The organism is uncultured Phascolarctobacterium sp. (assembly GCF_902463975.1).
Classification (GTDB): Bacteria; Bacillota; Negativicutes; order Acidaminococcales; family Acidaminococcaceae; genus Phascolarctobacterium_A.
The window spans coordinates 19,844-33,134 of record NZ_CABQHJ010000035.1 but is presented as its reverse complement, the minus strand read 5'-3'; the positions used below and the strand labels follow the sequence as shown (position 1 = coordinate 33,134).

Annotated in this window: 13 protein-coding genes; 1 reads left to right on the top strand and 12 read right to left on the bottom strand. The window is 49.0% G+C overall.

The features are described 5' to 3' along the window. The coding region (locus RDW05_RS10120; protein WP_307978949.1) for a hypothetical protein at positions 1–242 on the top strand (242 nt) is incomplete at its 5' end. Positions 243–767: 525 nt separating this feature from the next. Here RDW05_RS10120 and RDW05_RS10115 read toward each other — a convergent pair. The 12 genes from RDW05_RS10115 to RDW05_RS10060 form a co-directional block, all read right to left on the bottom strand. Next, a complete protein-coding gene (locus RDW05_RS10115; protein ID WP_307978947.1) occupies positions 768–1,439 on the bottom strand; it encodes a histidine phosphatase family protein in 672 nt (223 codons plus the stop codon). An 11-nt stretch (positions 1,440–1,450) separates the two neighbouring features. Then, positions 1,451–2,269 (bottom strand): DivIVA domain-containing protein, encoded by an 819-nt coding sequence (locus RDW05_RS10110; protein ID WP_304270823.1) that lies wholly within the window; start codon positions 2,267–2,269, stop codon positions 1,451–1,453. Between the two features lie 11 nt (positions 2,270–2,280). Then, positions 2,281–3,066 (bottom strand): RNA-binding protein, encoded by a 786-nt coding sequence (locus RDW05_RS10105; protein WP_021720901.1) that lies wholly within the window; start codon positions 3,064–3,066, stop codon positions 2,281–2,283. A gap of 3 nt (positions 3,067–3,069) precedes the next feature. Continuing rightward, a complete protein-coding gene (gene proC, locus RDW05_RS10100; RefSeq protein ID WP_307978946.1) occupies positions 3,070–3,891 on the bottom strand; it encodes a pyrroline-5-carboxylate reductase in 822 nt (273 codons plus the stop codon). Further along, complete coding sequence (locus tag RDW05_RS10095; protein WP_307978945.1) at positions 3,879–4,445, bottom strand: cell division protein SepF; 567 nt, start codon at positions 4,443–4,445, stop codon at positions 3,879–3,881. The genes proC and RDW05_RS10095 overlap by 13 nt, the downstream gene beginning before the upstream one ends. 23 nt (positions 4,446–4,468) lie before the next feature. Beyond that, on the bottom strand, positions 4,469–5,170 hold the full coding sequence (locus RDW05_RS10090; RefSeq protein ID WP_307978943.1) for a YggS family pyridoxal phosphate-dependent enzyme: 702 nt from the start codon (positions 5,168–5,170) through the stop codon (positions 4,469–4,471). A gap of 187 nt (positions 5,171–5,357) precedes the next feature. Continuing rightward, the gene (locus RDW05_RS10085) at positions 5,358–6,497 is read right to left on the bottom strand and encodes an acyl-CoA dehydrogenase family protein (protein WP_040564471.1); all 1,140 of its coding nucleotides are present in this window, start codon (positions 6,495–6,497) and stop codon (positions 5,358–5,360) included. 64 nt (positions 6,498–6,561) lie between these two features. After that, positions 6,562–7,008, bottom strand: a complete 447-nt coding sequence (locus RDW05_RS10080; RefSeq protein WP_293691623.1) for a PaaI family thioesterase — start codon at positions 7,006–7,008, stop codon at positions 6,562–6,564. 210 nt (positions 7,009–7,218) lie between these two features. Beyond that, a complete protein-coding gene (locus RDW05_RS10075) occupies positions 7,219–9,141 on the bottom strand; it encodes a glutamine synthetase (RefSeq protein ID WP_307978942.1) in 1,923 nt (640 codons plus the stop codon). Between the two features lie 203 nt (positions 9,142–9,344). Continuing rightward, a complete protein-coding gene (holA, locus tag RDW05_RS10070) occupies positions 9,345–10,415 on the bottom strand; it encodes a DNA polymerase III subunit delta (RefSeq protein WP_307978941.1) in 1,071 nt (356 codons plus the stop codon). Between the two features lie 16 nt (positions 10,416–10,431). Further along, the gene (locus RDW05_RS10065; protein WP_307978940.1) at positions 10,432–12,588 is read right to left on the bottom strand and encodes a DNA internalization-related competence protein ComEC/Rec2; all 2,157 of its coding nucleotides are present in this window, start codon (positions 12,586–12,588) and stop codon (positions 10,432–10,434) included. Next, positions 12,588–13,244, bottom strand: a complete 657-nt coding sequence (locus tag RDW05_RS10060; protein ID WP_307978939.1) for a helix-hairpin-helix domain-containing protein — start codon at positions 13,242–13,244, stop codon at positions 12,588–12,590. Before RDW05_RS10060 ends, RDW05_RS10065 begins: the two co-directional genes overlap by 1 nt. Positions 13,245–13,291: the final 47 nt, after the last annotated feature.

Here is a 13,291-nt window from a genome sequence, read left to right as displayed (position 1 = left end):
AAGATAACCATTGGGATTACATGAACCGCTTCCCTGATTACATCAACAGCGATACCATTACCAGCCTCGTTTATGAAACCGGCGACTGGTACTTTTATACTAATGATAAATACGTAGACCATTACTTCGTCCTGGCCTTTGCAAACTGGTCCAAAATGCCAGTCATCCTTTCCATGTGCGAAACGGAAGCAGAAGCGCAGGAACAGATTAGGCTGCTGGCAATAGAACTGAACAACAAATAAAAAATGCTCCGCCTACCCTCTTGAAAAAGAGTAAGCGGAGCATTTTTATTGTTGAAAAAAGGATATTTTAAGAAATAAAATATATCAAGCAGTCTGCAAAAGTTGCTGCATCTGTGCTAGGAGTTTAGACATGAATCTCTCATACTTGGTTGATTGTTTGTTTCACTTCTATTGTACCAAGTTTTGATGCTTTACGCATTTTTTATCTTCTGAAATATGCAGAGCAAGTGGACAGATCATGATCTGGTGGAGTACTGTATTCGCGAGAATTATCTCAGCAATCTGGCATTATTGTTGACAAAATTAAGTTAAGTAACTACCCAACCAATTATTTATCTGCCGTATTACTCAGATAAATTATATGATAAACGCAAGCAGGATAAACTATCTTCAAATTTGTCCTGCTTATTTTTTTGCGTTAGGTGGTGAATAAAACGACAAAAAAAGCCATTAGTATAGTGAGAACACAAAAACAACCGCTTAAGCACTTTCCCCAAGCACCCAAGCGGTCATTCACAGCCTTCTCTACTTCTCATACTTGAACTCAAACACGCCAAAGCCCTTTCCCTGCGTCAGATGACTAACGTCATTCAAGCGGAAAACAGCATGCTCATGCCATTTGTTAATCCCCAGAACAGTTACACTGGCAGGATGCACATCAACCGAAAAGTTAAACGCCGCCACCTGCTGCATATCCACTCCCAGCCAACGGAAAATAATATTCTGAATCGTGCCCTTATGCGCAACAATCAGCAGATTTTCCTTGTCGACATCCGCACAATGCCATAAGCCGTGTACATTACGGCGATAGAACTCATTGCGCGTTTCACCGCCGGGATAGTTGCGGTGATCCAGCTCCTGCTCGGAAGCAGGCTTGCAAAAATGCTTCTTGGCCTCTTCCTCGGTCATGCCGGCAGCAATACCGTTATTCTTTTCCCTCAGGAAACGGCAATGCTCTATTTCGCCCTTAAATCCAAGCTCCTCGGCAATAATCTGCGCCGATGCGGAAGCACGCTGCAAATCACTTGCCAGAATCCGCAACTTGCAATTACGTCCGGCAAAATCCTTCGCCAGCTTTACCGCAGCAGCCTTTATTTGCGCCCTTCCCTTTTCGGTCAGTTGCGAATCCGTCCAGCCGCCGGTCAATCTTTGCGTGTGATGCGTTGCTTCACCATGCCTCACTAAGATAATCATCATTCAGCCTCCGACTATTCTTCGTTATGACTGGCATAGTTTTTGAGCAGCTCAACCTGCGTTTCCAACAGATGCAGCATATTTTTACGATGCAGCGCCGCCTTTTTCACCTGCTCGTTATAAGCCTGTTCGGCCATAGCAGCCTTGGCATCAGCCTCAAAAATAATTTTACGGCTGCGTTCCTCTGCATCTCCCACCAGTTTACGATATTTAGTATTTGCATCCAGCATCATTCTGCCGGCTTCGCTGCGTGCATCCTCCAGCAGCTTGCTAGCCTCGCTGGCAGCACTGTTGGCGCGCTTCTTGCAGACATCCTCGGTAGTAATGCGCAGTTTATCGGCATCTACCTCGGCACTGCTGCGCAGCTTTTCGGCATAGGACTTAGCTTCCTCACGCAGCTTATTGCATTCAGCCATCGCTGCCTGCAGCATGTTATCTGTTTTGTTCTTTGTCTGATTATACAAATCCTCGGCATGCGCCATGGTATCGTCGTGCAGCTTCTGCGCCGCAGCCTTCGCTTCGCTCAGCTGCTGCTCGCACTTCACTGCCGTTTCCTTCTCCAGCAGCGCCGCCTTCTTTTCACTGGCGTTCTTCACCTCGTCAGCAGTTTCCTGCGCCACAGCCAGAGTGCTCTGCATGGTAGCCTCCATCTGCTGATAATATTCCAGCTTGGAGCTGACGCGTTCGATAGTTTCCTTCTGCTCCAGGTTATCCAGATAAAGGTATTCGTATTCCTTAATCAGCTTGGCAAGAAACTTGTCTACCTCTTCTACCTCATAGCCACGAAAACCCTTGGTAAAAGTTTTTTTCTTTAAATCCTCCGGATTAAGCATGGTTTATCCTCCTAGATATAACGCTTCAGCGTTACGCTGATGCGTCCTTTTTTAGTAGTGCCGCGAATTTCCTCAATCTCTACTCGTCCACGGCCGCGGAAGGAAATTACATCGCCCTCGTTCACCGGCTGTGCCGCCTTCTTGGCCTCTTTCCAGTTGACCTTGACATTCAGGCTTTTGATTTCATCCGCCATACGGCTGCGGCTTACGCCATAGCCTGCCGCTGCCACGGCATCAAGGCGCAAATCAGCAACTGTCGCGTTAATCAGCTTAACCTTTTCTTCCTTCTGCAGCAATTCCTCGCGGGGAATTTCCGTAAGCGTTACCGGCGCGGAACCGATTTGCGTCAGATTGCCGGTAAGATAATTCACCAGTGATTTTTCTACTACGAACTGCGCACCCTCAGGCACAAAAACAATATCACCCAAGGCCTCGCGCTTGCAGCCTGTGCCCATAAACGCACCCAGGATATCGCGGTGCGACAAATCATAATAGCGCTTATCCCAGGCCGCCAGAAAATAGGCCATTCCGAAATCCGGCTGACCGTAAAAATCATCGGCAACAAAGGCAGCCTTCACCCTTTCGGCATTACTGAAGCCGCCGTCGCTTTCCAGACGCACATTTTCGTAGTTTGCCGCAATAATTTCCGCAACGTTATAGGCATGAGGATCAAGAAACTCGCTCACGCGAAACTTGCGTGATTTATTGGCTCCCTCGGCTAAATCCAGCAGCTTGGCCGCCAGCTGCTCATCACCGCCGGCTTTAAAATAACGCAGAATTTTTTCTCTGTCTGCCATAAATTATTTCCCCTGTAATTCCTTATCTCTTTGCAGCACTGCCTGCACCGCATCATAAAAAGCACCGCGCACGCCATGGTTTTCCAAAGCATGGATACCGGCAATAGTCGTGCCGCCGGGGCTTGTTACCTGGTCGCGCAGCTGTGCCGGATGCAGTCCGCTTTCTACGCACAGCTTGCCGCTGCCTGCCATTGTCTGCGCTGCCAGCTTAATAGCCAGCGCGCGCGGCAGACCGGCACGCACGCCTGCGTCAGCCAGTGCATCGATAATCACAAAGCAATAGCCCGGTCCGCAGCCGGAAATAGCTGTAATTGCTTCCAGTGACTTTTCATCAACAAATTCTATTTCGCCGCAGCTGCTGAAAATTGCTGCCGCAGTCTGCTTCATTGGCTCCGTTACCGCCTCATCACAGCAGATAGCAGTCATACCTGCGCCTGCTGCCAGCGGCGTGTTGGGCATCGTGCGGATTACCGGGAACCCCGGAGCATAGGTATGCAACTGCTCCAGCGTAACACTGCCCATGATAGAAAGCACCCAGGCATCTTTTTTCATCGCAGCTATCAGCTCGGGTACCAGCGCCACCGGTGCTACCTGAGGCTTAACGGCAAAGATTACCAGGTCAGCATCCTTTACTGCCTCTTTATTATTCGTAGTAACATTTACGCCAAAGGCTTCATGCAGACTGCGCGCATGTGCCTCAGTCGGCTCGCCTACGGTAATCATCTCCGGTGCAATCAGACCGCCGCCAAGAATACCTTTGATAATAGCCTTGGCCATAGCGCCGCCGCCGATAAAAGCAATTTTCTTTACTGCTATTTCTCCCATGGTTTATTTCCCCTCTCGTTATATTCGCGCTCTTCATCAGCATCTATATCTACGTTTTTCGGAGCACAGATGATAATGTTGCGTCCCAGCTTTTTCATACTGCCGCCAATAGCATAAACAGTACCGCTGACAAAGTCGGTCATACGCTTGGCAACAACATTATCTGTCTTATCATAATTAACAACTACCGTCTGATTATCACGCAGATAATCGGCAATCTTCGGGGAGTCATTGAAATCAACAGGCTCCAATAACACAACTGTCATCAGCTTATCAGCAATCGGCATATTAATAGTTTTGCTGCCCATCTTATCATTTTTAGCCGGTGCATCATTTTCAGCATTTTTCTTGAAGCTCAACATAGATTTACGTTCACGCTTAGGCTCCTCTGCAGGTGCAGCAGCAGGTGTTTCCTTGCTGCCGAAGAAACGCTTCTTAGGCTTCGCAGGCTCAGGTTCATTCTTAGCAGGCTTCTCTTCAACTCCATCTTCAATAATTTCGTCATCATCATCGTAAAGGCTTAAGGAATCCATGATTTTATCAATAATTTTCATTACGTCACCAACCTTCTCTATGTTTAAAATTTCAAGCTATAATCACGCTGTCCGAACAAGGCTGTGCCCACACGCACAATATTCGCGCCTTCCTCAACAGCAACTGCATAATCATTGCTCATGCCCATCGACAATACGTCCACTTGCGGATACTGCTGCTTTAAGCGGGCAAAGGCACGGTAACCGGCAGCAAACACAGGTCGGGTTGCTTCTACGTCCTCGCATTTTTGGGCAATGACCATCAGGCCACGCAAACGCACATGCTTGTATTCAGGCAGCTTGGGCAACAGCGCCAGATAATCCTCTTTATCAAGGCCGGACTTTTGCTCCTCGTGGGCAATATTCAGCTGCAAAAGGATATCCTGCACCTTACCTATACGTTCTGCCTCTTTATTAATCGCAGCCAGCAAATGCTCGCTGTCTACCGATTCAATAAGGTCAAACAAAGCAACTGCCTGGCGTGCCTTGTTCGTCTGCAGATGACCGATAAGATGCCAGTAGCCATGCTTTCCCAAGGCCTCCTGCTTATGCTTGGCTTCCTGCACACGGTTTTCGCCTACATTGGCAATACCCAAGGCTTCAATATCTGTAATAATTTCGGGCGGATGATTTTTCGTCACCGCCACCAGCGTTACCTTATCTCCTGTGAGCAGGTCTTTATTTTTACGCTTGTCCAAAGCAGACGCTATCTGCTCCTGAACCTGCTTTAAATTATCAGCTAACAATGTATTTGCCCCCCAATTCTCAGCAAAATGATTTGTGGCAAAGATTCTGCTTTTTATTATGCTTTAAAAGCTCTTTATCTTTATATTTTAGCATACGCGTAAACCATTGTCACGAATAAAAACAGCAAAGAGCTGCCACACAAAAGTGCAGCAGCTCTCAATAAAATTATCTTCGTTATAATAGCTATTAGTACAACAGCTTGTTGGCAATAACCAGACGTTGGATTTGGTTAGTGCCTTCGTAGATTTGCATGATTTTAGCGTCACGCATCATCTTCTCTACAGGGTACTCTTTAGTGTAGCCATAGCCGCCCATTACCTGAACAGCGTCGGTAGTTACCTGCATAGCGGTATCAGCAGCATAGCATTTAGCCATAGCAGCCTCTTTGGAGAATTCCATGCCCTGGTCACGCATCCAGCAAGCCTTTTGAACCATGAGGCGAGCGGTTTCAACCTTCATAGCCATGTCAGCCAGCATGCCTTGAACCATTTGGAAGGAAGCAATCGGTTGGCCGAACTGACGGCGCTCTTTAGCATATTTAACAGCGCAGTCCAGAGCAGCCTGAGCGATACCTACGGAAACAGCGCCAACGAACGGACGAGCGCTGTCTAAGGTGTTCATAGCAATACGGAAGCCTTCGCCTTCACGGCCAACGCGATAGGATTCGGGGATAACAACGTCTTGCAGAACCAGCTCGGTAGTATTGGAAGGACGGATGCCCATTTTGTTTTCTTTTTTGCCAACGGAGAAGCCCGGGGTGTCTTTCGGAACGATGAAAGCAGTCAAGCCACGGATACCGCCGGTTTTACGGGTATTAGCGAATACCAGGAAGATTTCTGCCAGACCACCGTTGGTGATGAACATTTTGGTACCGTTCAGAGTGTAGGTACCCTCTTCCTTGTTGTGTACAGCGCGGGTAGAAACACCGCCTGCATCACTGCCTGCACCGGGTTCGGTCAGAGCGAAAGCAGCCAGACCGCCGTTGTTCAGGATATCGCAATACATTTTCTTTTGCTCATCGGTGCCTGCCAGCAGAACAGGTACAGTTGCCAGGCTGTTAGCAGCCAAAGAGGTTGCAACACCTGCGCAACCTTTGCCCAGCTCTTCATAAATGGTAGCAACAGAAATGCTGTCCAGGCCGGGGCCATCTAATTCTTCCGGAACAATAACGTTCAGCAAGCCCATTTCGTTAGCCTTGTCAATCAGGCCGTCACGCATATGGTTTTCTGCATCCATTTCAGCAGCATAAGGAGTAATTTCTTTTTCAACAAACTCCCTTACCATTTCCTGTAATTCTAATTGTTCCTCGTTTAATGCAAAATCCATCATATCCTCCTTGATATCAAGCGGTCTTCCGCGTCATTTCCCTTCCAAATCAACTCAGGCAAGCTCACCATTTGGCGGGTATTTCTTTAAATCTGTCGACGACAAACATTGTTGTTAAAATCGTCCCAATTAAATTCTTTTTGCTGTCAGTCATTTCAGCCTCGATAACCATCGTAGAATGTCCGGAATGCTTAATATGGCTTCGTACCGTTAAGGTAGTCGGCTCATGGACACCTTTGATAAAATTCATGCTGAAATTAAGAGTTGCCACTACAGCGCCCACGCTTGCACCGGTAACACCCAGAACGGAGTCTGCCAAGGCCAACATCACTCCGCCGTGACAAATGTCACGATGATTAAAATGCTTCGCTGGATCAACGTCAATGCTGACTTCAGCACTGCCACACTTTATCTCACCAATATGCACACCGAATTTAGTCATAAAATTATTATCCGTGTACATCTGGCGAATATAGGCAGGAACATCCTTGACCTGCTCCACAGCTATCATCGCCTTTCTTCGGACAGCAGAAAATATTACTGTCAATATATCTTTGATATTTTACCACAAAACAGCGCTTAACTCAACAGTTTCATGCAAAAAAATAAGCTGAAAGGAAAGTTTTAGGGATAATTTTTTCAATAATCGCACTTTGGTATAAGCGCGAAACAAAATGGCTGCCGCACTTTGAGTACAGCAGCCATGCAAGAAGCAGATAAATTAATCGATAATATTTTGCTTGTAATCGTGATACAGAGTCTTGAGCTCTTCCATAGTTGCCCCCATCTCAACCTTGAGCTTGGAAACAGTATCGTAATCGCCATCGGCAACAGCTCTGCGGATACTGGTAAAGATGCTCTTCTCCTCAAAAGAATCCTTTGCCAGCTTAGCACGCAGGTTCTGGATTTTACGCCACATTGCCAGGTCGCAGTCAGTGCAGGTTTCCTGGTTGTGCAAGCGCTTCATATCGATAACAGCCTGATAATTTTCCGGAATCAGACGAGTCAGAAGCTCGGTCTTCCAGCGAATCAGCGCACCCTGCATGAAGGAGTCGATGTATTCCTTTTTCAGGATATTGCCTTGAGTGAGAACTGCAACCTTTTCTGGATATTTTTCAAAGGCGCAGAGGTTTTCCCAAACGGTAGCAGGCGGTTCACCGAACAGCTTGCTGCGTTCTTCCGCAGTGAAATCTTCAAACACGTCTTCCTCAGTGCGGTATTGACGGTCAGTATCCAGATAGAAGCCCTCTTCGCCGGCCTTCTTGGAAATCTCCTTTTCCAAAGCCTTCAGGTCCTTGCCGGATTCTACGCAAGCCTTGATGCCGTCGAGGCAGGACAGGTAGAAGGCAGCAATAGCGATGTAGGTATTGGTGTACGGGTTCGGAGAACGCATTTCGATACGGGTAGCCTTATCGTTGTCCAGATCGCGGATCAGGCCTGCAAGAATGGTTCTGTTACGGGACGGGTTATCCGGGCTCAGGCCAAGGCTGGTAACGATGCAAACAGGAGCTTCAAAGCCGGGTTTCAGACGGTTCAGAGAGTCAATGGTGCAGGAGATAAACGGATTGGTTACCTCGTAGTTTTTCAAAAGGCCCATGAGAGCGCCATAGCCGATAGCGGACAGGAAGTCCTCATGCATATCCTTCGGTGAGAACAGGTTGACAATCTTGCCGTTTTTCATTTTTGCGGCAATGCCCACATGCGTATGCTCACCGCTGCCTGCAACACCGGGAATCGGTTTAGCCTGGAAGGAAACTTCAAGACCGTTCATACGGAAAATCTCTTTAACGATGATACGTGCCAAAAGCTCGTTATCCGCAGTCTGTACGCCGCTGCTGAACTTCCAGTCAACCTCGAGCTGCTCCATAACGTGAGTCATATGACCTGCGGCATCAATCTGACCCTTAACACCGCCACATTCTTTGTGGCCCATTTCCGGCTCCAGGCCGTACAGCTCCAGAGTCTGGATGGTCTGCTCCAATGCGGTACGCACGTTACCGCGAGTACGCTGCCAATATTGCTCCTGCATTACCTGAGAGGAGCTCAGAGCCTCCAGCGGTGCGTCCTCACGCGGAGTTTTTACCCAAAATTCCAGCTCAGTAGCACTGGTGAAAATCAGCTTTTCAATCTCAGCAGGATTTACATGCTCCAGGCCGGCAATAACCGGATGCTTAGCAAACAAATCCATAATTTCTTTTTCTACATAAGCCAGAGTATCATTCAAAATAGAACGGGAATCAACATGATTGCCGTTATGAATCAGATAGCAGGGAATGCGCAGAGTACCGATCATGCGACCGCTTTCTGCGTCAAAATGCTCATAGTTATAATCAACAAACCAGTTAACGGTTTTATCAACCTTCATATCAACGCGGGCATCGTTCAGAGTAGCGATACCGGTCAGTACAACGGAGGAGCCGTCAGTCTGTGCTGCGCTGCCTGCCAAAAAGCCATCGATATCCTCGAGGAAAATCTTCATCGGGATTTTTTCGTCGGTATCATTGCCGGCAAAATCCACACCCATCAGAGATACAAACTGAATCTCCGGATGCAGAGTCAGAAGCTCACGCAGAGTACTTTCGTTTTGTTCTTCAGGTTTAATTACATACAGTAAATCTTTGTTGTTCATGATCAGTGCAGCCATAAGGCTGCCTCCTTTCTCAATACTCCCTAATTATCATGCTGCAGAAAAATGCTCCCTACATATTTTCTGCAGGATAAACGAAAAAGGACCTTTTTAAGCATGGACACACTACTTCCTTACTCAAAAAAGTCCTCGTTGACTGTTTCATTATTATAGCAGATATTAAGTGCTTTTGTCCAGCTTTAATTTCTGAGTATAAGATATCATGTAAGCAGGCGGACAAGTATTTCCTCCAGCTTCTCATATCCGCGTCCGCCCTGACGCAGTTTGATATTCATATCAGATAGTCCCAGCAAAGCTTCCGTCAGACGCTTTTCATCAAAATGCCTGCTGTCGCGCTCCAAAAATCTGTAGGCATATGGGCTACGCATCCCCAGCTCATCCATAATGCCCTTCTGGTCGTAGCCTCTGCGCTTCAGCTCCAGATAACGCAGCACCTGACGCAGTTTAAAAGCTACGGTTGCGCTGAGCGGCAGGATATAGGTTCCGTGCTTGCGTTCGCTCGCCAACAGCTCCAGACATTGCTTCAGCTTGCCTGCCATAATATAATTGGTCAGCGCAAAAGATGAAGCGTTTGGCAGCAGTGCAAAAACATTCAGCACATCCTCTTCCGTCCATTCTCTGCGTCCTGCGGCATAAATCGCCAGCTTACCGATTTCCTGCTGCAGCAAATCCAAGGGAATTTCTTCCTTTACCGGCTCGATATATTCGCTGATAGCCGCCAGCGCATCTCTGGTAAAATGCGCGCCGTAAGCTGCTGCCTGCGCATACAGCCAATCATCAAGCTCTCTTTCCTTAATGCGTTCACACGGACAAATCAGCGCACTTGCTTTAAGCTGCTTATACAGCTTGGTCCGCTTATCCATTTTCTTACTGCTGATTACAAGCAGGCAATAATCCGGTACGTCGCTGACTATCGCCGCCAGCTGCTTCATTCTCTTGGAATCGGTATCATCCTGCGAATCAGCAGTGCTGTTTGCTTTGGCAGGCTTTGCAGCCCACAGCTTTTCATCCTTTAGGAAAATCAGCGATTTGCCGCAGAAGAAGGGATAGCTGTTGACGGCTGCCTGCAGTCCAGATAAATTGGTGTCCTTGTCAAAGACCGTTATTTCGCGGTCAGCCTCCGGTGTATCGCCAAAAACATATTCCGGCAGCGCGGCAATAATGCTGTTGCGGTAGTAATCCTCCTCGCCGCACAAAAGCAGTACCTGAGCCTGCGGCAGCGGCTTATGCTGTTGTAATTTGGCAAGCAATTCTTCTGCTTTAATGTCCATGAGTATATTCGCACTCCTAAAAAACATTTTTATGATATACATAACTATAGCATTTTATTCCCTCTGCGTCAAAAACAACTTTGATACACCCAAGCTCATCTGTCCTTACTACAGTGCTGCCCACAGCCTGCAAGCGCTCCAGTGTTTCCTGATGCGGATGGCCGTAGCGGTTGCCGCGCCCGCAGGAAATAACCGTCAACCTCGGGCGCACCTGCTCCAGAAATTCCATACTGCTGCTGTAATGCGAACCGTGGTGTCCTGCCTTCAGCACAGTGTACTGCTGCAGCTGCAGACCTCGCTCGCGTTCTTCCCCCATGTCGCCTGTAAACAGCACGCTGCCCTGCGCGCTTTGCAGCGCCGCAAGCGTGCTGGCTTCATTTCCCGGTACTGCCTGCTGTGGCACATCAACCAAAACAAGCTCTGCCGCAGCATCCAGCGCATAACGCTCACCGCTCTGCACCACATGCACCTTCGTCCTGCCGGCCTGCGCCAAAATTTCCTGCTGCACTCTTTTACTTTCCTCCGTCACAGCTTCGTTGGGCAGAAGCAGCTTTTTCACCCGTAGCTGCCTCAGCAAGTCCGCCGCAGCACCAACGTGGTCAAAATCATAATGGCTCAACAGCAGGATATCAGCCTCACGCTTGCCAAGATAGTGCAGAAACGGTGTAATCACTCGTGTTGCAATCGATATATTCTTCAAGCCGCCAGTATCAATAATTGCCACCCGCTGCGACGGCGTGACAATAACAGCGCAATCGCCCTGCCCCACGTCAAGAAAATAGCAGGCCAGCGGCAAAGTGCGATACTGCTGATAAACAAGCGTCCCGGCAAGCAGCAAAGCATGAAATAGCAGGACGCAGCGCCTTTCCCTGTTGCTCCAAAATTGCAGCCAGGGGAAATCTGCACACACAAACAGTGCTGCATAATAAAGCACAAAGCAATAGGCAGGCAGCTTGCCGATAACCACAGTGCTATACGGAAAATCAGCAAAAAAACGCGCCTGCGTCAGCACCTGCGCCGCAAGCCAGGCAGCAAGCTGCAGCAGATAATCGCCGCAGGCAGGCAATAGTGCGCCCATGAGTGCCAGCTGCGCTGCGATTTCCAACATCGGCACCAGCACAACATTGCTTACCAAGGCAATCAGCGAAATTTGGTGAAAATAATAAACCTCCAGCGGCAGTACAGCCAGCTGTGCTGCCAACGAAACTGCTGCCGCCTCGCCTATCGGCGCAGGCAAAGCCTGCGGCAGCAGCCTTTGGCATGCAAGCAGCAGCCACAAAAGACCGGCCGCCGCTCCGAACGACAGCTGAAACCCGATATCATTAAGCCATAACGGCTGCAGGCACAACAGCAATACCGCAACTAAACACAGTAGCCTGCCGCGCTCCGCACCACTGCCGCCAAGCAGCAAAACGCTGCTCATAGCCAACGCACGCAGCACCGGAGGACGCAAGCCGCAGAGCAAAGCATAGGCAATCAGCAAAATGATAACAATAACCTTACGCCAGGGCATCGGTACCCACTGCAGCAAAGCAAGCAGCATGCCTGTGAGCAGCACAATATGCGTGCCCGAAACAGAAAGAAGATGTGCCAATCCGTTATCCGTAAACAGCTCGCGCGTTTCTTCGTCCAGCCTGCTGCTGCCGCCAAGCACCATGCCGCTCAGCAGCGCCCCATATTCAGAGCCGGCTGCTGCCTCTATGCGTTCGCTCAGCTTTTTGTTCCACAAAGCAAAACGCTGCCACCACAAAACCTGCGGCTCAGTCTTTAGCAGCTGCGCCTTGCGCAAACGTCCGCCCAGCTCCTGCACTCTGTTATAGCTTGCAGCATCAAAGCCTCCGGGGTTACGCAAGCTGTCCAAGCGCTCCAACGTACCTTTGAGTACCACACAGCCTGCCTGCGGCAGCTCGCCCTTCACGCTCACACGCAAACGACCGCTGTAAGCAAGCTCCGTATCGCTATAAACCTTTTGACAACGTAGAATCGCACTGCTAAAACCTTCCTGCCGGTGCACGCTCAAAGGTTCCACCGCACCCTGCACAACCAGTTGCCGCCCAAAGCAGGCAGCAAGCTGCTGCTCGGCTGACGGCGGCACGGTAAGCAGACGAAAGAATAATATACAAAGCAACATGAACGGTAAAAATAAGCGTAGATAACGTGTTTTCTGCAGCACTAATCCACCTCCACATAATCACGCAGCTTTGCCAGCTTGGCCTTGCCGATTCCAGGCACACGCAGCAAATCATCCGCGCTGGTAAAACGCCCGCTGTTTCTTGTTTTCACAATACGCTGTGCTAGTGCAGGACCTATGCCCGGCAGCTGCTGCAGCTCGCTTACGCTCGCGCTGTTGATGCGCACAATCTGCATCATGCTGTTGTTTCTGCCTGGGCCTGCTTTAGCACCGCCTGACTTTCCTAACGCACTCTCACCTAAATCGGACTTTGCCTGAGCCTTTTTCCTCTGCGTTCTGCTTGTCCGTGTAACCTTCTGCACCGGTACTCTTATCTGCATACCGTCGCGCACCTTACGCACCAGGTTGACACGTTCGCTGTCGGCATTTTCCGTCATACCGCCGGCAGCAGCAATGGCCTCTTCCACTCTGCAGCTGGCAGGCACATCGTAAATTCCCGGCTCCAGCACGGCGCCGCTCACCTGCACGCGTACTGTTTTTACCTGCGCTGTTTTTGATGTAACAGCACCTTGCGCGGACTGAAGCAGGCTACTGACGGGTAGCGTTTTCTCCTTATCGTTGGTGCTTATAAGGCTGGTGATGATACAGCCAACGATAAGGACGGCGATAAAGATGATTTTTTTTGCTTTTGCTTGCATTGGTATACCTCCGTATTTTTGAAAATTGTTTACTATACCTCTCTGTC

Coding starts and splice junctions, on each gene's coding strand:
- RDW05_RS10080 (WP_293691623.1), bottom strand. CDS start 7,008: ATGATAGCTGTGGAGCAGGTCAAGGATGTTCCTGCCTATATTCGCCAG.
- RDW05_RS10060 (WP_307978939.1), bottom strand. CDS start 13,244: ATGCAAGCAAAAGCAAAAAAAATCATCTTTATCGCCGTCCTTATCGTT.
- RDW05_RS10095 (WP_307978945.1), bottom strand. CDS start 4,445: ATGAAAATTATTGATAAAATCATGGATTCCTTAAGCCTTTACGATGAT.
- proC (WP_307978946.1), bottom strand. CDS start 3,891: ATGGGAGAAATAGCAGTAAAGAAAATTGCTTTTATCGGCGGCGGCGCT.
- holA (WP_307978941.1), bottom strand. CDS start 10,415: ATGGACATTAAAGCAGAAGAATTGCTTGCCAAATTACAACAGCATAAG.
- RDW05_RS10085 (WP_040564471.1), bottom strand. CDS start 6,497: ATGGATTTTGCATTAAACGAGGAACAATTAGAATTACAGGAAATGGTA.
- RDW05_RS10075 (WP_307978942.1), bottom strand. CDS start 9,141: ATGGCTGCACTGATCATGAACAACAAAGATTTACTGTATGTAATTAAA.
- RDW05_RS10110 (WP_304270823.1), bottom strand. CDS start 2,269: ATGCTTAATCCGGAGGATTTAAAGAAAAAAACTTTTACCAAGGGTTTT.
- RDW05_RS10105 (WP_021720901.1), bottom strand. CDS start 3,066: ATGGCAGACAGAGAAAAAATTCTGCGTTATTTTAAAGCCGGCGGTGAT.
- RDW05_RS10115 (WP_307978947.1), bottom strand. CDS start 1,439: ATGATGATTATCTTAGTGAGGCATGGTGAAGCAACGCATCACACGCAA.